At 70.5% G+C, this 19,292-nt stretch carries 16 protein-coding genes and 2 pseudogenes; 9 read left to right on the top strand and 9 right to left on the bottom strand.

The annotated features are described in order from the left end of the window. The first annotated feature begins 93 nt into the window (after window positions 1–93). From hmgA to ACZ7IB_RS16985, 3 genes are all read left to right on the top strand, one after another. Window positions 94–1,422: a homogentisate 1,2-dioxygenase gene (gene hmgA, locus ACZ7IB_RS16995; RefSeq protein ID WP_470913237.1), complete on the top strand. Its 1,329-nt coding sequence runs from the start codon at window positions 94–96 to the stop codon at window positions 1,420–1,422. A gap of 83 nt (window positions 1,423–1,505) precedes the next feature. Then, the gene (locus ACZ7IB_RS16990) at window positions 1,506–2,273 is read left to right on the top strand and encodes a GntR family transcriptional regulator (protein ID WP_470913236.1); all 768 of its coding nucleotides are present in this window, start codon (window positions 1,506–1,508) and stop codon (window positions 2,271–2,273) included. Between the two features lie 264 nt (window positions 2,274–2,537). After that, the gene (locus ACZ7IB_RS16985) at window positions 2,538–3,764 is read left to right on the top strand and encodes a type ISP restriction/modification enzyme (RefSeq protein WP_470913235.1); all 1,227 of its coding nucleotides are present in this window, start codon (window positions 2,538–2,540) and stop codon (window positions 3,762–3,764) included. Window positions 3,765–3,786: 22 nt separating this feature from the next. Here ACZ7IB_RS16985 and ACZ7IB_RS16980 read toward each other — a convergent pair. Further along, window positions 3,787–4,170, bottom strand: a pseudogene (locus ACZ7IB_RS16980) (TetR/AcrR family transcriptional regulator C-terminal domain-containing protein); the annotation flags it as partial. A 60-nt stretch (window positions 4,171–4,230) separates the two neighbouring features. Between ACZ7IB_RS16980 and ACZ7IB_RS16975 the strand changes: the two are divergent. Both ACZ7IB_RS16975 and ACZ7IB_RS16970 read left to right on the top strand, forming a co-directional pair. Beyond that, window positions 4,231–4,431: pseudogene (locus ACZ7IB_RS16975) on the top strand (ABC transporter permease); the annotation flags it as partial. A 70-nt stretch (window positions 4,432–4,501) separates the two neighbouring features. After that, on the top strand, window positions 4,502–4,663 hold the full coding sequence (locus ACZ7IB_RS16970) for a hypothetical protein (RefSeq protein ID WP_470913386.1): 162 nt from the start codon (window positions 4,502–4,504) through the stop codon (window positions 4,661–4,663). A 19-nt stretch (window positions 4,664–4,682) separates the two neighbouring features. On the opposite strand, the gene ACZ7IB_RS16965 is transcribed toward ACZ7IB_RS16970, so the two are convergent. The 3 genes from ACZ7IB_RS16965 to ACZ7IB_RS16955 all read right to left on the bottom strand — a co-directional run bounded on the left by ACZ7IB_RS16965 (window position 4,683) and on the right by ACZ7IB_RS16955 (window position 7,020). Beyond that, window positions 4,683–5,291, bottom strand: a complete 609-nt coding sequence (locus ACZ7IB_RS16965) for a TetR/AcrR family transcriptional regulator (RefSeq protein ID WP_470913234.1) — start codon at window positions 5,289–5,291, stop codon at window positions 4,683–4,685. Between the two features lie 383 nt (window positions 5,292–5,674). Further along, entirely contained in the window at window positions 5,675–5,938 is a 264-nt protein-coding gene (locus tag ACZ7IB_RS16960) for a hypothetical protein (protein WP_383072304.1), read from the bottom strand. A 272-nt stretch (window positions 5,939–6,210) separates the two neighbouring features. Continuing rightward, a complete protein-coding gene (locus ACZ7IB_RS16955) occupies window positions 6,211–7,020 on the bottom strand; it encodes an SGNH/GDSL hydrolase family protein (protein WP_470913233.1) in 810 nt (269 codons plus the stop codon). A gap of 213 nt (window positions 7,021–7,233) precedes the next feature. Here ACZ7IB_RS16955 and ACZ7IB_RS16950 point away from each other — a divergent pair, with 213 nt between their 5' ends. After that, window positions 7,234–8,337 (top strand): DUF5925 domain-containing protein, encoded by a 1,104-nt coding sequence (locus ACZ7IB_RS16950; RefSeq protein WP_470913232.1) that lies wholly within the window; start codon window positions 7,234–7,236, stop codon window positions 8,335–8,337. Between the two features lie 105 nt (window positions 8,338–8,442). Here the strand turns inward: ACZ7IB_RS16950 and ACZ7IB_RS16945 are convergent, their stop codons facing one another. Beyond that, on the bottom strand, window positions 8,443–8,820 hold the full coding sequence (locus ACZ7IB_RS16945) for a GntR family transcriptional regulator (protein WP_383072307.1): 378 nt from the start codon (window positions 8,818–8,820) through the stop codon (window positions 8,443–8,445). Window positions 8,821–8,889: 69 nt separating this feature from the next. Here ACZ7IB_RS16945 and ACZ7IB_RS16940 point away from each other — a divergent pair, with 69 nt between their 5' ends. The 3 genes from ACZ7IB_RS16940 to htpG all read left to right on the top strand — a co-directional run bounded on the left by ACZ7IB_RS16940 (window position 8,890) and on the right by htpG (window position 12,572). Beyond that, a complete protein-coding gene (locus ACZ7IB_RS16940) occupies window positions 8,890–9,810 on the top strand; it encodes a GNAT family N-acetyltransferase (protein WP_470913231.1) in 921 nt (306 codons plus the stop codon). After that, on the top strand, window positions 9,791–10,285 hold the full coding sequence (locus ACZ7IB_RS16935; RefSeq protein WP_470913230.1) for a ribonuclease FAU-1 family protein: 495 nt from the start codon (window positions 9,791–9,793) through the stop codon (window positions 10,283–10,285). Before ACZ7IB_RS16940 ends, ACZ7IB_RS16935 begins: the two co-directional genes overlap by 20 nt. 349 nt (window positions 10,286–10,634) lie before the next feature. Then, window positions 10,635–12,572 carry a molecular chaperone HtpG gene (gene htpG, locus ACZ7IB_RS16930; protein WP_470913229.1) on the top strand — a complete coding sequence of 646 codons (1,938 nt, stop codon included), beginning with the start codon at window positions 10,635–10,637 and terminating at the stop codon, window positions 12,570–12,572. A gap of 16 nt (window positions 12,573–12,588) precedes the next feature. On the opposite strand, the gene ACZ7IB_RS16925 is transcribed toward htpG, so the two are convergent. The 4 genes from ACZ7IB_RS16925 to ACZ7IB_RS16910 all read right to left on the bottom strand — a co-directional run bounded on the left by ACZ7IB_RS16925 (window position 12,589) and on the right by ACZ7IB_RS16910 (window position 19,226). After that, window positions 12,589–14,136 carry a trifunctional class I SAM-dependent methyltransferase/NUDIX hydrolase/VOC family protein gene (locus ACZ7IB_RS16925; RefSeq protein ID WP_470913228.1) on the bottom strand — a complete coding sequence of 516 codons (1,548 nt, stop codon included), beginning with the start codon at window positions 14,134–14,136 and terminating at the stop codon, window positions 12,589–12,591. Window positions 14,137–14,171: 35 nt separating this feature from the next. Continuing rightward, the gene (locus ACZ7IB_RS16920; RefSeq protein ID WP_470913227.1) at window positions 14,172–14,636 is read right to left on the bottom strand and encodes a GNAT family N-acetyltransferase; all 465 of its coding nucleotides are present in this window, start codon (window positions 14,634–14,636) and stop codon (window positions 14,172–14,174) included. Between the two features lie 88 nt (window positions 14,637–14,724). Continuing rightward, window positions 14,725–15,732 (bottom strand): DNA polymerase Y family protein, encoded by a 1,008-nt coding sequence (locus ACZ7IB_RS16915; RefSeq protein WP_470913226.1) that lies wholly within the window; start codon window positions 15,730–15,732, stop codon window positions 14,725–14,727. After that, a complete protein-coding gene (locus ACZ7IB_RS16910; protein WP_470913225.1) occupies window positions 15,729–19,226 on the bottom strand; it encodes a DNA polymerase III subunit alpha in 3,498 nt (1,165 codons plus the stop codon). The genes ACZ7IB_RS16915 and ACZ7IB_RS16910 overlap by 4 nt, the downstream gene beginning before the upstream one ends. Window positions 19,227–19,292: the final 66 nt, after the last annotated feature.

Below are 19,292 nucleotides of genomic sequence, written 5' to 3'. Positions count from 1 at the left end.
TTGGAACCCCCCTGCGCACCACGAATGCCGTTGACTCGCCTCGATCCGATTCCTACGGTTGTCCATAGGATTCCTTCGGCACCAGGAGCGCACATGAGCGGCATCGAGCAGGCGAGGAAGACCGCGGAAGGGCTTGAGCATTCCGCCGGTTTCGGCAATCAACACAGCTCGGAGGCAGTGCCGGGAGCGCTGCCGCACGGCCGCAACTCGCCTCAGCGCGCGCCCCTCGGGCTCTACGCGGAGCAACTGAGCGGCTCGGCCTTCACCGAACCGCGGGTGCACAACCGCCGTTCCTGGCTCTACCGGATCCGCCCGTCGGCCGCTCATCCCCCGTTCGTCCGTATCGACAACGGCGCAGTGCGCACCGCCCCGTTCACCGAATCCGTGCCCGACCCCAACCGGCTGCGCTGGGATCCGCTCCCCGAGCCCACGGCCGGGACGGACTTCCTGGCCGGTCTGTGGACCCTCGGCGGCAACGGCGACGCGACGCAGCGCACCGGCATGGCCGTGCACCTCTACCACGCCAACTCGTCCATGACCGACCGGGTGTTCAGCGACTCGGACGGTGAGCTGCTGATCGTCCCGGAGCGGGGCGGCCTGCTGCTCCGTACCGAACTGGGCCTGCTGCGCGCCGAACCGGGGCACATCGCGCTGATCCCGCGCGGTATCCGTTTCCGCGTGGAACTGCTGGATGCCACTGCCCGCGGCTATGTCTGCGAGAACTACGGCCAGCCGTTCACCCTTCCCGACCTCGGCCCGATCGGCGCCAACGGCCTGGCGAACGCCCGGGACTTCCTCGCCCCCGTCGCCGCGTACGAAGACGACGGCCGCCCGGTGGAGGTGGTCAACAAGTTCTGCGGGAACCTCTGGTCCGCGACCTATGACCACTCGCCGCTCGATGTGGTCGCCTGGCACGGCAACCACACTCCGTACGTCTACGACCTGCACCGTTTCAATGTCATCGGCTCGATCAGCTACGACCACCCCGACCCGTCGATCTTCACGGTGCTGACCTCTCCGTCCGACACCCCCGGCCTGGCCGGCGTCGACTTCGTCGTCTTCGCGCCGCGCTGGCTGGTCGGCGAGGACACCTTCCGGCCGCCGTACTTCCACCGCAATGTGATGAGCGAGTACATGGGCCTGGTCGAGGGCGCGTACGACGCGAAGACGGCCGGCAAGGGCGGCTTCGTCCCGGGCGGTGGCTCGCTGCACAACATGATGTCGGCGCACGGCCCGGACCGGGAGACCTTCGACCGGGCGAGCGAGGCGGAGCTGAAGCCGCAGAAGATCGACGACGGTCTCGCCTTCATGTTCGAGACCCGCTGGCCGGTGACGGCGACCGGGCAGGCGGCGACGGCCGCCCATCTGCAGCGTGGCTACGACGACGTGTGGCAGGGTCTGAGCCGCAACTTCAGACCGTAGGCAACGACGCCGCTTCTCGGCCCCCGCGTCGTCGCGTCCGCTGTGTCGCAGTACGGAGAGACCAGGTGACCCAGGTGCCTCAGATGCCCAAGATGCCCCAGGGGCATGTCTTCGCCCCCGATTCGCTGGTCCTGAACCGCAAACTGCCGCTGTGGTACCAGGTCTCGCAGTCGTTGCGCGCCTCGATACTGGGCCGCGCCAAGGACGCATCGGCGCGGCTGCCGACCGAGGAACAGCTCGCCGCGCACTACGGCGTCAGCGTCCTGACGATGCGCCAGGCGCTCAAGGAGCTGGAGACGGAAGGGCTGATCAGCAGGCACCGGCGGCGCGGCACCTTCATCGAGCCGCGCGCCCGCCGGGTGTCACCGGTCCGGCTGCTGGGCTCGATCGATGCGATCGTGGCCCAGCAGTCGGGCGAGCGGACCGTGGTCCTCGGCCATGGTCCGCTCGCCGTGCCGGGAGACCTCACCGAGTACTTCCCCGACTGCGCGGAGGTCGTCAGCTACCGCCGGCTGCGCCGCGACGGCGAGAGCGACGAGCCCACCAACTGGGCGGAGAACGCGGTGCATCCCGAGGTCGCGGCCCGGCTCGATGTGGCCGATCTCGAACGCTGGCCGATGACCAAGGTGCTGCGCGACCGGGTCGGTGTCCGGATCTCGCGCATCACCGACACGGTCGAGGCGCGCCTCGCCGACCCGGCCACCGCCGGACTCCTCCAGGTGCCGCTGCTGAGCCCGATCCTGTTCTACACGGGCGTGACGTACGACGAGAGCGGCCGGGTGGTGGATGTGGCGCAGATCCGCTACCGGGGCGACCGGTTCTCCTTCTCGGTGACGGTGGAGGCGCACTGACGGCCCGCCCCCGGCGCCGTTACGATGCCAGGGCCGGTCCGGTGGATCAGGGGCGGACAGGGCGCGGCGTCCGGTGCGGTGCATCGCAAGGCACCGGAGCGCCCTGGATGGGGTCTCCCCTGCTCGAACGAAGTTGAGAGCTTGGGGAAGGAGCTGTTCGGGCGTTTCGGCAACGCCGCGAGGTGCCGTGCCGGGCATCGCGACCCCGGCCGTGCTCCGCCGGACCGGCCCTGGAGGCGGCGTGGCGACGGGGAGGACGACACGGTGGCAGCACGGCCGGCGACCGGAGCCGGCGGGAACGACGACATCCCGCTGCTCGACGACCTCATGCCATGGTCCGTACGGCCCCTGCGGACAGGGCGCCCCTGGGTGACCGCCCCGGATGCCGGTTCGCTCAAGGCCCGTTGGGAGCGGCTGGTTCGGGCGGAGGCCGCCGAACGCGAACGGCTGTTCCGGCCCACCCGTTCCCGTACCCCGCAGACCCCGGTGGCGGCACTTCCCGGACAGGCCACCTCCACCGGCCGGTTCGCCCGGGAGACCGGACCGTGCCCCGAGCCGGTACGGATCCTGCACGGCCCGTTCGACGAACAGTGGCTGCTCCCCGATCACCGGCTGATCGATGCCGCCCGCCCCGAGCTGTGGCGGGTCGCCGACGGGCACCAGCTCTTCGCCGTCGAACACGGTTACGTGCCCCAGGACCCCGGCCCCGCCCTCTCCGTGACGGCGCTGTTGCCGGACGGTCACTCCCCCGCCGGCCGGCCGGGCCGCATCCGGCCGCTGTACCGGCGCCCCGGCGGTCTCGAACCCAATCTGGCCCCCGGGCTGCTCGCGCTGCTGCGGGCCCGCCACGGGGATGCGGTCACCGATCGGTCCGTGCTGGCGTGGACACTCGCGGCGGCCCGCCCTTCCCCGGCCGGGTGCGTGGTGCCGCTGCCCGCCGACACGGAGCGCTGGTCGGCGGGGGTGGAGCTGGGGCAGGAGTTGCTGCGGTTGCAGCTGCGCGGCGCCCGGGGCGGGGAGCGCCCGCGGCTGCCCGGTGGGCGGCGCCCCTATGTGCGGGCCGCGGTTCCGCCCGTGCCGACTGCTTTGGCGTACGACCCCGACGACGAGACGCTGACGCTGGGCACGGGCCGTATCTCGCCCGTGCCGACCGGGGCGTGGGAGTTCCGGGTGGGCGGGGTCCGGATGCTGGAGCTGTGGTTCGAACGCCGTACGGCGGCGGCCGGAGTGCAGGACCCGGACAGCCTGGAAGCGGTCAGGCCCCGGTCCTGGCCCCAGGAGTGGACCTCGGAGTTGCTGGAACTGATCACCGTGCTTGCCCTGCTCGACGGACTCCGGCCACGGCAGGAGGGCCTGGCCGACGGCCCGCAGATCACGGCCGACGACCTCCGCGCGGCGGGCGTCCTGCCGGTCCCGGCCACAGCCCGGCGGCCCGCATCGGTGCTCGACCATCAGGAGGAGGGCCCGGACGGGCAGTTCGCGCTGCTGTGAGGGGGCGCCCTGGCCCCACTCGCTACCGGCCGAAGGAGTCCAGCACCCGGCGCAGCGCCCGGTCGAAGACCCCGTCCAGATCGATCGGCCCGGGGTCCTCGGCGAATCCCGCAGCCATCCGCGGATACTTCCCGGTCGCGATCTGGCTGATCGGATAGCCGGTGCGCACGGCGTGCTCCTGCTCCTCGGACCAGGGCAGCGACCGGCTGCGCTCCGCCGTGGCGATCTCGTTGGCCACATAGGTGGTGACCACACTGGTGACCATGGCGATGAGTTCCATCTTCTCGCCAAATCGCGCGTCGACCCCGTCCAGGCAGCTGAGCGAGTACTCCGGATACCGCAGGGCGTTCGGGCTGAAGCCGTACACGGGTGACATCAGCCGGGGCACCCAGGTGTGGCGGTGCATCGCGCCGACATCGCGGCAGCCGCCGTCCGCATCGCCGATGCGGAGGGCTTCGACGCGGGCATGATTCCGCTGATCCTGGTCGGACTCGCGGTCGGCCGGCGGATCGAGGGCGGTCCGCTCGCCGCCCTGGGCGCCTTCGGGCTGCCGCTCCTCCGGTTCGCCACGTCCTGGCTGGGCTGCCGGCTGGGCCTGCTGATCCGCAACGAGGAGATCGCCGGTCAGCTGGGCAGCGCCACCTTCATCCTGCCGCTGTTGTCGAGTGCGTACATCCCGACCGACAATCTGCCGCACTGGCTGCGGACGATCGCGGAGTTGGAACCCGATCAGCGCGATGGCCTCGGCCACCCGCGAACTGTTCGGCAACGCGTCCCCGGCCGCCGACGCGGCCTGGCCGGTCGCCCACCCGGTGGCCGGAACGCTCGCCTGGTCGGTGGTGCTCCTCGCGGTGTTCGTGCCGCTGTCCGTACGGCGTTACGCGCGCGGCGGCGAGTGACCGCCGCCGCGCGCCACGCTCACCGGGGCAGCGCGGCGGGCCGGTCCAGGGCGCCGAGCAGGCTGATGAAGCTGGACTCCAGGAAGGCGCCGAGCTCCGTCAGCGCGTCCGGCTCACCCAGCGGCCAGTTGGTCACGGCCTCCTCGGCGAACGCCATCCACGCCCGCGTGGCAATGGAGAGCCGGGGCGAGTCGGGCATCCCGAGCCGCCGCTGCCCCTCCTCCACCCGCCGGGCGAGGGTGTCCCTGGTCCCCTCCACGATGTCCTCCACCGCGGGGTGACTGCCGGCGGCACCGCGGACCAGGGCGAGATAGACCTTGCGGTGCTCCAGTACGTACGTCACGAAACCGGTGATGAACGACCGCAGCCAGGGGACGGGCTCCAGCGAAGAGTCCGGTTCCGTGGCTGCGGCGAAGTTGTCGCACTCCTGCCGCACCACGGCGCGGTAGAAGTCGCGCTTGGATTCGAAGTAGTGGAAGAGCAGCCCCCGCGAGATCCCGGCCCGGCGCGCCACCTCGTCGGTGGAGAGCTCGTCCAGTGACCGGTCGGCGAGCATGTCCAGGCCGATGGCAACCAGCTGGGCCCTTCGTTCGTCGGGACTGAGGCGCGCGGCTCGCTTTTCGGACATGCGGACAGTCTAGAAGTACTTCGGAGCCGAATTATTTCGGTACCCGTTCCGTATCCCTGTTCCCGGGATCGATGTCGCGTACTTGCCAAACGATTAGCGCACTGGACCCGGAAGTTTTCTGCGTCACCATCTCGGGATGACAAAGATGTTACGTACACGATATGTACGAGTGGACGGATGCAGCCACCGATGGCCGCCGTGCCGACGCCCGGCGAGCACACCGAAGCGCTGCTGCGGGCCCTGGGATGACGGGAGAGCAGACAGCAGCGCAGCGCCGGGGCGGTGTGATCGCCCGCGCGGCCCCGAGCGGGGGGCCTGGGCGACGGACCCTGGCCGGGAAGCCCGGGCGGTGGACCGAAGCGCGGTCGTGACAGGCCGTCGGGTCAGTGGCGGCTGCCGAAGAGCGAGCGTCGCAGTCGCCGCAGCGGCGCGAAGAGCGAGACCCGCGCACTCTTGCTCCGACGGCTGTGGGCGGCATCGCGTGAGGTGAGCTCACGCATCAGCAGCGTCGCCTCCGCGGCCTCCCGCTGCGGGACGGCAGGGCCGCCGAGCACCGCGAGATGGCGGTCGAGGCGCGAACTCGTCGCACTGCTCCCGCATGTGATGGCAGGCACACGCGGCCTGCTGCGCACCGTTATCTGTTCCATGTCACTCCCCACCCGTACGAGGGCACCCGGCCCGGGCAGGTTAACCCTATCCCCCCGCGACGACACTCGTGTATCCCGGTCGCAGGATTGAGCACACACATACGGAGGCTGACGACTGACCTCTGAATCCGCCCGATTCCAGGGCGAGTTGGACAGAACGGAAGCGGTTCGCCCGCGATGAATCGACGGGGTGCCGGACGGAGACCCCTGCGTACGGGGCCTCCTACCCGTCAGACGGCTGAACGGGCCCGGCGCATGCACTGGGTGGGGGGTCAGACAGCCGAGTTGAGGCCGGGCAGGTAGCCGCCCGACTGCCCGGCAGCGGTGGGGTGGTACGACTCACCGATGTCGAGCCAGTTGAGGCTGTGCAGCCAGGCACTTCCGGAGCAGATCTCGTGCCCGGTGAAGTTCCCCGTGACATCGGCGAAGGTGAAGCCGTGGTCGGCGGCGCGCTTGGCGGTCGCCGCGTTGAGGTAGTCCGCGGCACCGTTGATCGCGGTGCGCACCTTGTCGCTCAGGCCGACGACACAGCTGCCACCGATCTTGTAGAAGCGCGGGTAGCCGAGGACGACGACACGAGCGGACGGCGCCTTGGTCCGGATCGCCGAGTACACCGAGTCGAGGTTGCCGGGCAGGGTGGTGTCGACATAGCTGCGGGCCGTGGCGATCCGGCTGAGGCAGGTGGCCTCCGACTGGAGGACACAGGTGGTCATGACGTCGGAGAAACCCGCGTCATTGCCGCCGATGGAGATCGAGACGAGGTCGGTCGAGGCACTGAGGGGGCCGAGCTGGTTGGCCTTGACATCACCCGTGCGGGCACCGGAGCAAGCGGTGAAACCGAAGGACGAGGGCGAGTTGGCGGCGGCCCAGAGTGCGGGGTAGGCCTTGGTGCTGCGCTTGCAGTCACCGCTGGCACTGTCGTAACTGCCGGATCCGACACCCGAGGAGTACGAGTCGCCGAGGGCGACGTAGTCGACGGCCTGAACAGACTGTGCCGCGTTGGCGGTGGCCGCTCCGGTCAGAGCGAGTACGGCACCGAGCAGGAGCGAGGACGAGAACGCCACGAGTCTGGACATTTTCATGGAACCTCCTTGGACCGACCGGCAGGATCTCCGCCTGGTCTGCCGTGTCCGTGGTAGCAGCACCCACGCCCTCACCGGAAGTGTCCATGCCAAGTTTGTCCAATGAGTTCTCCTGCGCGTCCCGCTGAGGTTGCGTCATGTCCGCTGTCCGCCGCCGGAAGCAGGGAGGAAGGTGGCGAAACCGGGGTGCGCCGGGTGCCCCCTTGCCGGATCATGGGCGCCATGTCTGCCAACCCTGAGTCCGCTCTCCCGATCCGGCTCACCGTCGACGACAGCGATTCCCCGTCCGACGTCGTCGACGCGCTGTTTCTCGGCCGCTTCGCGACGGGCGAGCAGCCGTACTCGCACAGCTCCTCCCTCGACCGCGTCAAGGCCGGGGCCACCTTGCTGCCCCCGGCCGCCAAGGTGCTGCGCGCCGCCCGCGACGACGACCGCAGCGCCACGCTCGCCGAGGGCGACGGCTGGACGCTGCTCATCTCGCGGTGGAACCGCGGCGCCGATGTCACGGTCACCGCGACCAGCCCGGAGCTGGCGCAGAAAATCCTCGGCCAGGCGACGGACGGCGCCCAGGACGAGCCGGAACCGCAGCCCGAGAATGTGACGATGGGCTTCTGGTACGTGTCCCCGCGCCGCGGCCCGTACCGCACCACCCGGCGGATCGCCGCCGGTACGTGGGACGAGGTCCGCAACAACTACACGGCACCGGTGGCCGATGCCATGGACCGGCTGATGAAGGTCACGCCCGACGACATCGCCGGCCGGCTGCTCCTGCTGCACGGCCCGCCCGGCACCGGCAAGACGTCCGCACTGCGCACGCTGGCGCGCTCGTGGCGGGACTGGTGCCAGGTCGACTGCGTGCTCGATCCGGAGCGGCTCTTCAACGATGTCGGCTATCTGATGGACATCGCGATCGGTGAGGACGACGGCACGGCGAAGGGCCGTTGGCGACTGCTGCTTCTGGAGGACTGCGACGAGTTGATCCGCGGCGAGGCCAAGCACACGGCGGGCCAGGCGCTGTCCCGGCTGCTGAACCTCACCGACGGGCTGCTGGGCCAGGGCCGCAATGTGCTGGTGGGTGTCACCACCAACGAGGACCTGGAGCGGCTCCACCCGGCCGTGGTCAGGCCCGGCCGCTGCCTCGCCAGGATCGAAGTGGGCTCACTGACCCGCAACGAGGCGGCGGCCTGGCTGGGTACGGAGGAAGGGCTGGGCCGCGAGGGCGCCACGCTCGCCGAGCTGTACGCGCTGCGGCGCGGCAGCGGTCCCGCGTCGGTACCGAAGCAGGATTCCGGTGCGGACGCGGGCCTGTACCTCTGAGCCCGGCAAAACCGAGCCCGTCCGGCGCTCAACGACATCCCTCAAGCCCGTCCGGTGATTGAGGGCAGACCGGGCGCCGGGCTTTGCCCCGCCCAGGCCCCCGACTCATCGGGCCGCGTACGCCGCCCGTACCGCGTCCTCGGCCAGGGACAGCGCCTCGGACCGGGACAGGCCCAGTCGCCGGGCCTGCTCCGCGTATTCCTGCGCCGCGGCCGCCGCATGCCGGTCCGCCGCATCACCGGCAGCGGCGATGAACGTGCCATTGCGGCCACGGGTCTCGATCACCCCGTCGGCCTCCAGCGCCCGGTATGCCTTGGCGACGGTGTTTGCGGCGAGGCCGAGCTCCTCGGCGAAGCCGCGTACGGTCGGAAGTCTGAAACCGACGGGCAGCGCGCCGGAGCGGGCCAGTTCGGAGATCTGCGTGCGCAGTTGCTCGTACGGGGCGGTACCGGAATCCGGATCAAGGGCGATCTTCAGGGTCACGCGCCGATTGTCCCCCACCGCCGGAAAATCAGCGGCGCCCCGTGCGGGACCACGCGTAACGTCCGGCCCATGACTGTCCTCGTTCGCGACTTCCTGCCCGCCGACGCAGAGGCCTGGGTGCAGGTCCGGCGTGCCGCACTGCCCTACATGGTGACGACTCCCGAGCAGGTCGCCTTCGATCTGGCCTCTGCCCATCCCGACAAGCGCTACCGGCTACTGGTCGCCGAGGAGGACGGTGAGCTCATCGGGACCGCACAGGTCGGTCTCGTCCACGACAGCCCCGAACCCGGCCAGGCGTTCTGCAATCCGTACACGCATCCGGACCGCACCGGGCGCGGGGCAGGTGGGTTGCTGCTGAGCACGGCCGAGGAGTACCTCGCGCGGGAGGACGCGCTCGCGCTCTACACCTGGGTGCTCGACACCCCGTCGAACCGCGCGTTCGCCGAGAAGCGCGGTTATGCGCCGAGCCGCTCGGCTCATTTCCTCCACCTCGATCTGGCGGGCGGCTCGCTGCCGCCCCGTCAGGAGCCCCCGGCGGACGTCGAGCTGCGTACCGGCGCGGACTTCGCGGACGATCCGCGCCCGCTCTTCGAGGCGGACGCCGAGACCACGGCCGACGAGCCGAGCGACACCCCGGCCGAACTGTCCGACTACGAGGACTGGCTGAATCAGATCTGGCGCCACCCCGGGCTCGACCACGAGTTGACTTCGGTCGTGGTGGCCGACGGGAAGGTGGCGGCGTTCAGCGCGGCGCAGACCGACGGTCTGACCCGCTATATGTCGGGGATGACCGGAACCCGCCGGGCCTACCGCAACCGGGGCCTGGCCAGGCTCGCGAAGAACGACTCGCTGCACCGGGCGCGCGCCGCCGGGTACACGGACGCGTACACCGGCAATGACGCGGACAACGGTCCGATGCTGGCGGTCAATCGATGGTTCGGCTACGAGATCTGTGCCACGGAGGTGCGGTATGTCCGCAAGCTCGGCTGAGACCGCGCTGGTGGTCGCCCTGGTGAAGGCCGGGCGGACCAAGATCCGCTACCCGGCACATGTGGTCCGCGACGACGGCACCCGGGTGACGGTGCGTGCGCCCTGGGCGGCGCCGGGGGTCCGTGACTTCGGCTTCGTGCGGTTCGAGCCGGGCGATGTGTTCACCGAGCACTACTGGCGCGACCGCTGGTTCGCCGTGAAGGAGGTCCGTACCGGCGCGGGCGAACTCAAGGGCTGGTACTGCGACATCACCCGTCCCGCCGTGCTGCGGGACGCGGAACTTCTGGTCGAGGACCTGGATCTCGATCTGTGGGTGTCGGCGGACGGCTCGTCCGTACTCCGGCTGGACGAGGACGAATTCGAGGAGAGCGGTCTCGCCGAACGCGATCCGGCGGCGGCCGATGCGGCCCGCCGGGCGCTGGACGAACTGGAACACCTGGCCCGCACGGAGGGCCTCGCGACGCTGCTGGCCTGACCGGCGGAGGTACTCGTTCCGGGTTCCGGGCGGACCACTGAACGATCCGCCCGGAGCCCCGCCCACCGTTTCCGTCAGCCGTCAGCCGTCAGCCGTCAGCTCGATGGCCTCAGCGGAACGGAGGGTTCCGCAGGACGGGGCCCACGGGACCCGGATGCCGTGTCCGCCGACGCACCCAGGGACAGCGCGCCCGCTTTGTACTGAATTTCCGTGAATGCGGTCCGGCCTCACCGCCGAAACCGCACGACGGACACCCCTGACCGCCGGAACGCAGTTCCCGTGATGACCAGTTGATCTACAGTGCTCAGGTCAGTTCCCCACCCGGTGACCTGAGAAGGAATCACGGATTATGCCCACTGAGACGTTCGAGTTTCAGGTGGAAGCGCGCCAGCTTCTGCAGATGATGATCCACTCGATCTACTCGAACAAGGACGTGTTCCTGCGCGAACTCGTCTCCAACGCCTCCGACGCGCTCGACAAGTTGCGGCTCGAAGCGCTCCGCGACGATTCGCTCGGCGCGGACGTGTCCGACCTCCACATCGACATCGAGACCGACAAGCAGGCCCGTACGCTGACCGTGCGGGACAACGGCATCGGGATGTCGCACGACGAAGTGGTCCAGCTCATCGGGACCATCGCGAACTCGGGCACAGCGAAGTTCCTGCGGGAGCTCAAGGAGGCCGAGGACAGCGCCGCGGCCGAAGGGCTGATCGGCCAGTTCGGTGTCGGGTTCTACTCCAGCTTCATGGTGGCCGACGAGGTCACGCTGCTCACCCGGCCCGCGGGCGAGAGCCAGGGCACCCGCTGGACGTCGACCGGCGAGGGCACGTACACGATCGAGACCGTCGACGGCGCTCCCCAGGGCACCTCGGTCACACTCCGGCTCAAGCCGGAGGACGCCGATGACCGGCTCTACGACTACACCTCTCCCTGGAAGATCAGGGAGATCGTCAAGCGGTATTCGGACTTCATCACCTGGCCCGTCAGGATGGCCCCGGAGACCGCTGCCGACGACGCCGCGGACTCCGGGGCAGGGGCCGACGACGCCCCGCGCGAACCCGAGACCCTCAACTCGATGAAGGCCCTCTGGGCGCGCTCGCGCGACGAGGTCACGGACGACGAGTACCACGAGCTGTACAAGCACATCAGCCACGACTGGATCGCCCCGCTCGAAACCATCCGGCTGCAGGCGGAGGGCACCTTCGAGTACCAGGCGCTTCTCTTCATCCCGTCGCACGCGCCCCAGGACCTGTTCATGCAGGGGTACAAGCGCGGCATCCAGCTCTATGTGAAGCGCGTCTTCATCATGGACGACTGCGAAGCGCTGATGCCGCCGTACCTGCGCTTCGTCAAGGGCGTCGTCGACGCTTCTGACCTGTCGCTCAACGTGTCGCGCGAGATCCTCCAGCAGGACCGTCAGATCCAGTTGATGCACCGGCGTCTGGCGAAGAAGGTGCTGTCGACGGTCAAGGACATGATGTCCGCCGACCCGGAGCGCTACGCCACGTTCTGGCGGGAGTTCGGCCGCGTCCTCAAGGAGGGGCTGCTGAGCGACTTCGAGAACCGCGACGCCATCCTCGGTGTCGCCTCCTTCGCCACGACCCACGACAAGGACGAGCCGACCACTCTGCGGCAGTACGTGGAGCGGATGAAGGACGGCCAGGAGCACATCTACTACCTCACGGGTGAGTCCCGGCAGGCCATCGAGAACTCCCCGCACATGGAGGCGTTCCGGGCCAAGGGCGTCGAGGTGCTGCTGCTGACCGATCCCGTCGACGAGGTGTGGGTCGAGGCCGAGCCCGAGTTCGACGGCAAGAAGCTGCGGTCCGTCGCCAAGGGCGAGGTCGACCTCGGCACCGAGGAGGAGAAGAAGGAGGCCGCGACCGAGCGCGAGAACCGGCAGCAGGAATACGCGGATCTGCTCGCCTGGATGACGGACCGGCTGAGCGAGACCGTCAAGGAGGTACGGCTCTCCTCGCGCCTCACCGTCTCGCCCGCCTGCATCGTCTCGGACACGCACGATGTGACGCCGGCCCTGGAGAACATGTACCGCGCCATGGGCCAGCCCGTCCCCCACGTGAAGCGCATCCTCGAACTCAACCCGGAGCATCCGCTGGTCAGCGGTCTCAACCGGGCACACGCCGAACGCGGCGAGGATGCCGGCACCGGCCTGGAGGAGACGGCCGGACTCCTCCACGACCTGGCGCTGCTGGCCGAGGGCGGCGAACTGGGCGACCCGTCGCGCTTCGTCAGACTGATGGCCGACCGCCTTGAGCGCACCCTGTGAGTGAAAGACGCAGGCCCTAGTCCCGGCGCCGCGCCCATACATCGGTGTGCGGCGCCGGGTCCTGTGGCACCGGGCGGGCTTGCTGGATTCCGGCGACCAGCTCCACCTCGTACCCCGCCGCGTCCTCCAGATAGGCGGCGATGTGCCCGTCCCCGCCCGCGTGCGGGTATCGGTCCGGGAAGAGCGGCCGCCAGCCGTGCTCCGGGGCCCCGGCCACCAGTGCGTCGAGGGTGGCCCGGTCCCGGACGTGGAACGCCAGGTGGTTGAGCCCGGGGCGGCGGCGGTCGTGCGTCCCCCCGGTCAGATCGGGTGACTGCTCGACCACCACATAGCTGTCGCCGCGCCGCCAGCTCCGCCCGTGTTCCCAGCGCTGGTACGGGACATGGCCCAGCGCGCCGAGCAGCCAGCCCCACCCCTGTTCGGCCGCCGGCAGATCGGGCACCCACAGCTCGATGTGGTGCACCCCGCCGGTGCGGGCCCCGCCGGCCGGCAGCGGGACGGCGCGGCGGATCGCGTGCGGCTGGTACGCCACGGTGTCGCCGTCCTCGTGCCAGTGGATCAGGAAGTGCTCCCCCGCGCGGTAGCCGTCGAGTCCTGCCCGGCAGTAGGCGACGATGTCGTCCGGAAGGGCGTCCAGCGGGAACCACGCCAGCTCGGAGCACTTGTCCGGTTCGCGGTTGTACGGCGGGCGGGCGGGGTCGTACTCAGCCTCGAAGAACCAGCCGGTCCTGGGACTGCCGCCGGGGCCTCGGTGCTGCATGACCAGGGCGACCCGCAGCTCGTCCGGGCCGAGTTCGACACCGATCTCCTCGGCGGCCTCGCGGATCATCGCCTCGCGGACGTCCTCACCGTCCTCGACATGTCCGGACGGGCCGTTGAACAGTCCGTCCGCGTAACCGGTATTGGCCCGTCGGGCGAGCAGGACGTCCGGGCCTCGGCGGAGGATCAGATGCACATCGACGACCTCGGTGTGCCGGTGCGGCGGTTCGGCGCGGGCCACCAGGGCGTAGCGCTCGTCGTCGATCTGCTTGCCCCACAGGGTCGGATCGTCGGAGAGCCGCTCGTGGTGGATGCGTTCGGTGAGCTCGGAGAGAAGTCCGGTCAGCCGCTCGGCGGAGAGGCCGACGCCACCCCGGACGCCTTCGATCAGGATCAGCCGGCCGCCGGGCCGCAGCAGGGTGAACCAGTGACGCAGGGCTGCCACCGGATCGGGCAGCAGCCACACCACATGCCGGACCATGATCACATCGAACTGCTGCTTTCCGACCGGTGGTTGGGCCGCATCCCCGAGGAACACCCCGGTACCCGTCCCGGCGAGCTTGGCCCGTGCCTGCTCCACCATGCGCGGCGACCGGTCGACGGCGGTGACCCGGTGCCCCTGCCCGGCGACGAGCAGCGCAAGGCTTCCGGTGCCGCATCCCAGGTCGAGCACCTCGGAGCGCTCACCGGGCAGCCAGCTCTCCAGCCGCTGCGCCCAGGCGTGCCGGACCGCCGGGTCGAGCAGCCCGTGGTCGGGCTCCTCGTCGAAGGAGTCGGCTGCGGAATCCCAGTCGATCGTCGTCATGGGCCGATCGTGCCATCCCGCACTGACGGAGTCGATCAGCCGGCCAGCCGCTTGCGGTAGTGGAAGCGGTCGTACGCGCCGTCCACACGGCGCTCCACCAGCTCGTACCCGTAGCGCGGGTAGAGCTTCCGGTTCTCCCACATCAGGGCGTTGGTGTAGAGCCGGATCTCAGGGAGGCCGAGGCTGCGGGCGTGCGCGTCCACGTGGGCGAGCAGCCGTCGGCCGACTCCCCGGCCGGCCACGTCCGGGTGGACGGCGACGGACTCCAGGAAGAGGTGGTCGTCGTGCGGTACGAGGACCAGGACGCCGACGACGTCCAAGGCCCCTGTAACGTGCACCCGGCCCGCGGCGACAACCGCCGCGTGGTCCGCCTCCATCGGTGCGGGTACGAGACCGATGCGTTCGATGTAGTGACGGTAGGCGGCGTCGGTGACGGCCCGCACGGCGGGGACGTCGGCCGGGGTGGCGAGGCGGATCTTCTCGGAAGCTTCGGCGGTCATGTACGCACCGTACGGCCGGCTGTTCTCAATCGCTGCTGAGCGGGTCCTCAAGGCGGTCATAACGATCGCCGTCACCGCGCTCAGCAAATCAGGTCGCGAGTCGCCCCGGCACCACGGCCTGCGGCCCGAACCTGGCCCGCAGCCGGTCCGCCACCGCCTCGATCCGGCGCGCCCGTTCGTCCACCGGGTCGAACGACAGCTGGTGCGCGGCCCGTTCGGCGTCCGTCAGCCCCTCCGCGCGCAGCGCGATCCCCCGAACCCGGGCCCGCTGCAGAGCGAACGAGTCATGGATCCGGTACGCGAGTTCGGTGAGCGCCGCGGAGTGTGCGGTGGGCTCCCGGAGCGTACGACTGCGGGTCAGCGTCGAGTATCCGGTGCGGTCGGCATAGCGGACGGAGACCGCGAGCCCCCGGCACACCTGCCCGTCCCCGCGCATCCTGGCCCCCAGCTCCTCGGTGAGCGACATGAGCGCGCGGCGCTGGCGTTCCCGGTCCAGCTCGTCGCGCGGGAAGGACCGTTCGGCGGCGATCGACCGTGCGGCGGCGCCCGGTACGACCGTCGTACGGTCGATGCCGCGCGCCCGCTCCCACAGTTCACGTCCGGTCCGTACGCCGGTGATCCGTTGCAGGGTGCCGAGCGGGGCAGCCGCGATCCGGCCGACGGAGTCGAGCCCGTACCCGCACAGGGTGCGGGCCGTCGCCGCCCCGACGCCGTCCAGCGCCGTGGCCGGCTTGGCCGCGAGGAACTCCGCTCCCCCGCCCCCGGGCACCACGAAGGTCATTCCGGGCGCGGCCTGCCGTGCCGCCATCCGGGCCAGCATCGGGTTCTCCGCGGCTCCGATCGCGCAGTCCACGCCGTGCAGGGCGAGCGCACGGATCCGGATCACCGAGGCCAGCCCCTTCACATCCCGTCCGAAGTAGCGCAGCGCGCCGCGCACATCGGCGAGCGCCCCGTCGGGCGGGACCGCCTCGACCACCGGGGTGAACGCACCGAGAAGGGCGAGCAGTCCCTCGTAACCGGCGCTGTCCGGGGAGCCGCCGCCGACCTTGCGGAACCGCAGATACAGGATTCCCGGCGCATCGTGCGCAGTGCTCATCCCGCACTCCCCGGGCTCTGGTGCCACAACTTCCTTCCGGTGGCGACTCCTTCACCGGGCGGCTGGAGGTCGGACCAGGGGTTCATCTCGTACCCGGTGGTCATCTGGATGCGGCGGCCTTTGTCGGTGGGAGCAGGCTCGGGAGCCTCGGGGGCGCTCTCCTCGGACGAGGGTTCCTCCGCCAGCCGGGCCGCGACCGCGTCAAGTCCGCCGGTACGCCGCAGCTCGGCCAGTTCCGCCAGATTCCAGGCGGCCGCACCGATCACGCTCAGGCTCTGCGGTCCGCGCCGCTGTACCACTCCGCGTACCAGCAGCAGCCAGGAGTGGAAGACGGTGTGCGCGCATGCGGCATGGCTGTCGTCGAAGAAGGCCAGGTCGACCAGGCCCGTACCGTCGTCCAGGGTGGTGAAGATGACCCGGCGGCCGGAGCGGACCGGCGGTGTCTGGGTGGCCGCCTTGGCGCCCGCGACCAGCACAGTATCCCCGTGCCGTGCCTCGCGCAGCCGCTTGGCGGAGACCGCGCCGAGCTCCTTCAGGAAAGCATGGTGATCGCCCATCAGATGGCGGGAGACATCCATGCTCAGGACGCCGAGCTCGGCACTGAGGCGTTCGGCCTCGTTGAGGTCGGGCAGGCCGATGGAGCCGGTCCTGCGCCCCTCGCCGAGCGGGAGCTGCGCGCCACCGGAGCCGGACCGCGCCCCGGTACCCCGCTGGGCACGGTGCAGTTCGGACAGATGCAGCAGCAGATCACGCCGGTTGGCGCCGAACGCGTCCAACGCGCCGACCTGGGCCAGCCGTTCAGCGGCCGGCTTTCCCGGCCTGGCCCGCTGCCAGAAGTCCAGCAGCGAGGTGAAGGGCTGCCCGGCCTCGATCCGGGCGACCTCGGCCTCACTGATGCCATGGACGTCCGAGAGCGCGAGCCGCACCCCCCAGACCTCCCTCCCCTCCTCACCATCAGGCACCAGTTCGATTCGATGGGTGGCCGCCGACCGGTTCACATCCAGCCCCAGCACCGGCACCCCGCGCCGCCGCGCGTCCGCGAGCAGTAGCCGCTTCGGGTACATCCCCGGATCATGGGTGAGCAGCCCGGCATAGAAGGCCGCCGGGTGATGTGCCTTGAGCCACGCCGACTGGTACGTCGGTACGGCGAAGGCGACCGCGTGCGCCTTGCAGAAGCCGTACGAGCCGAACGCCTCGATGATCTCCCAGGCGCGGGCGATCACTTCGGCGCTGTACTTCTTCGCCGCCGCCTGCTGCGCGAACCACACCTTGATCCGGCCCTGCACCCCGGGGTCGGAGAGCCCGCGCCGCACCCGGTCGGCCTCGTCCCGGCCGCAGCCGGTCATGATGTCGACCATCTCGATGATCTGCTCATGGAAGACGACCACTCCGTACGTCTCGCGCAGCGGCCCTTCCAGGTCGGGATGCGGATAGCGCACGGGCGCACGGCCGTGCCTGGCCTCGATGAACGGCCGCACCATGTCGGCGGCGACCGGCCCCGGCCTGAACAGCGAGATGTCGACCACCAGATCGTGGAAGGTGGCGGGCTGGAGCCTGCCGACCAGGTCGCGCTGGCCCGGCGACTCGATCTGGAAGCAGCCCAGTGTCTCGGCACTCCTGATCAGCCGGTACGTCTCCGGGTCGCCCTGCGGTACGGCGTCCAGGTCCACGTCCTGGCCCGAGGCCCTCTTGACCTCCGTGACCGCGTGCGCCATCGCCGACTGCATCCGTACGCCCAGCACATCGAGTTTGAGCAGCCCGAGATCCTCCACGTCCTCCTTGTCGAACTGCGCCATCGGGAAACCCTCCCCGCTGGTCGGCATGACAGGCACCCGGCGCAGCAGGGAGGCGTCCGAGAGGAGCACCCCGCACGGGTGCATGGCGATACCGCGCGGCAGGCCGTCCAGCGCCTCCACCAGTTCCCAGAGCCGCCCGTACTTCTCCTTCTCCGCCGCGACAGCCCGCAGCTCGGGCAGCTCTTCCATGGCCGCGCGGGCGTCGCGGGCCCGGATGTGCGGGAAGGCCTTGGCGAGCCGGTCGGTCTCGGCCGGGTTCATGGAGAGCGCCGCGCCGACGTCCCGGATGGCGTGGCGCACCCGGTAGGTCTCGGGCATGGCGACGGTCGCGACCCGCTCGGTGCCGAAGCGGCCGATGATCGCGCGGTAGACGTCGAGCCGGCGGGCCGATTCGACGTCGATGTCGATGTCGGGCAGCACGAAGCGGCGCTTGGAGAGGAAGCGTTCCATCAGCAGCCCGTGTTCGACCGGGTCGGCGTGCGCGATCCCGAGGAGATGGTTGACCAGGGAGCCCGCGCCGGAGCCCCGGGCGGCAACCCGTACCTTCATCGCCCTTACGTCATCAACGACTTGAGCGACCGTCAGAAAATAGGAGGCGAAACCGTGGTAGGCGATGATGTCCAGCTCCTGGTGCATCCGCTCCCAGTAGTCGCGCCTGCGGTCGTAGCCGCGCAGCACCATTCCGGCGGCGGCGCGGGAGGCCAGTACCCGCTGGGCGGTGCGCCGCCCCGCACCGACGAGATGCGGTTCGGGGAAGTGGACGGTGCCGAGGCCGAGGTCGCCCTCGGGGTCGACGACGCAGGCGTCGGCGGTGCGCCGGGTCTCTGCGAGCAGCCGGGCTCCGCCGTCCCGGCCGAGCCCGGCCGAGGAGGCGATCCGCTCGGCGGTCTCCGTCATCGCGCGGGCATCCTTCAGCCAGCGCTCATCACTGTCGAGCGGGCCGCGGCGGGGGTCGACGGGGACCAGCCTGCGGGCCGCGTCGAGCACATCGGCGACCGGGCCCTGCCCGGGGTCGGCGTACCGGACGGCATTGGTCAGCACGGCCCGTATCCCCTGCTCGGCGGCGAAGCCGACGGTACGGGCGGCGAGCCGCAGCGATCCGGGTCCGGTGCCTTCGCGTCCGTGGTGGACGGCTTCGAGGCGCAGGTCGTCGCCGTAGATCTCCCGCCAGGGGGCGAGCAGCGAGGCGGCCCGGTCCGGGCGGCCGGCGGCCAGCGCCCTGCCGACGTCGGAGGCGGGGCCGAGCAGCACGGTGAGCCCTTCGGCAGGCAGCTCGGACCGGCCGACCAGGGGCTGTCCGGCACCGGCGGGCGCGGGGGCGTGGGCGGCGGTGACGAGACGGCACAACTCCGCCCAGCCCTGCGCACCGTCCCGGGCGAGGAAGGTGACCCGGGGTGCGGATTCATCGACAAAGGCACCGCCACGGACCGGGGTCCGCAGCCGATGCGTACGTCCGCCTTCCCTCGTATGCTCCGCCGCCGCAGGGTCCACCGCGAGCTCCACCCCGAAGATCGGCCGCACCCCGGCCCTCTCGCAGGCCTTGGCGAAGCGGACCGTACCCGCGAGCGTGTCGCGATCGGTCAGCGCGAGAGCGTCCATCCCCCGCTCCGCGGCGCGCTCCGCCAGCCGCTCCGGGTGCGAGGCCCCGTACCGCAGGGAGAACCCGGAAACGGTGTGCAGATGCGTGAACCCTGGCATCTGCACCTCCTGGACCGATCCGCACTCACCACCCCTCGCTCTCCACCATAGACCAAATTTCGAACA

Source organism: Streptomyces sp. NPDC037301 (assembly GCF_055602785.1).
Note: the sequence above shows the minus strand (reverse complement) of the source record. Positions and strands in the feature narration are given on the sequence as shown.

Coding starts and splice junctions, on each gene's coding strand:
- hmgA (WP_470913237.1), top strand. CDS start 94: ATGAGCGGCATCGAGCAGGCGAGGAAGACCGCGGAAGGGCTTGAGCAT.
- ACZ7IB_RS16990 (WP_470913236.1), top strand. CDS start 1,506: ATGCCCAAGATGCCCCAGGGGCATGTCTTCGCCCCCGATTCGCTGGTC.
- ACZ7IB_RS16970 (WP_470913386.1), top strand. CDS start 4,502: ATGGCCTCGGCCACCCGCGAACTGTTCGGCAACGCGTCCCCGGCCGCC.
- ACZ7IB_RS16965 (WP_470913234.1), bottom strand. CDS start 5,291: ATGTCCGAAAAGCGAGCCGCGCGCCTCAGTCCCGACGAACGAAGGGCC.
- ACZ7IB_RS16960 (WP_383072304.1), bottom strand. CDS start 5,938: ATGGAACAGATAACGGTGCGCAGCAGGCCGCGTGTGCCTGCCATCACA.
- ACZ7IB_RS16955 (WP_470913233.1), bottom strand. CDS start 7,020: ATGAAAATGTCCAGACTCGTGGCGTTCTCGTCCTCGCTCCTGCTCGGT.
- ACZ7IB_RS16950 (WP_470913232.1), top strand. CDS start 7,234: ATGGGCGCCATGTCTGCCAACCCTGAGTCCGCTCTCCCGATCCGGCTC.
- ACZ7IB_RS16940 (WP_470913231.1), top strand. CDS start 8,890: ATGACTGTCCTCGTTCGCGACTTCCTGCCCGCCGACGCAGAGGCCTGG.
- ACZ7IB_RS16935 (WP_470913230.1), top strand. CDS start 9,791: ATGTCCGCAAGCTCGGCTGAGACCGCGCTGGTGGTCGCCCTGGTGAAG.
- htpG (WP_470913229.1), top strand. CDS start 10,635: ATGCCCACTGAGACGTTCGAGTTTCAGGTGGAAGCGCGCCAGCTTCTG.
- ACZ7IB_RS16925 (WP_470913228.1), bottom strand. CDS start 14,136: ATGACGACGATCGACTGGGATTCCGCAGCCGACTCCTTCGACGAGGAG.
- ACZ7IB_RS16920 (WP_470913227.1), bottom strand. CDS start 14,636: ATGACCGCCGAAGCTTCCGAGAAGATCCGCCTCGCCACCCCGGCCGAC.
- ACZ7IB_RS16915 (WP_470913226.1), bottom strand. CDS start 15,732: ATGAGCACTGCGCACGATGCGCCGGGAATCCTGTATCTGCGGTTCCGC.
- ACZ7IB_RS16910 (WP_470913225.1), bottom strand. CDS start 19,226: ATGCCAGGGTTCACGCATCTGCACACCGTTTCCGGGTTCTCCCTGCGG.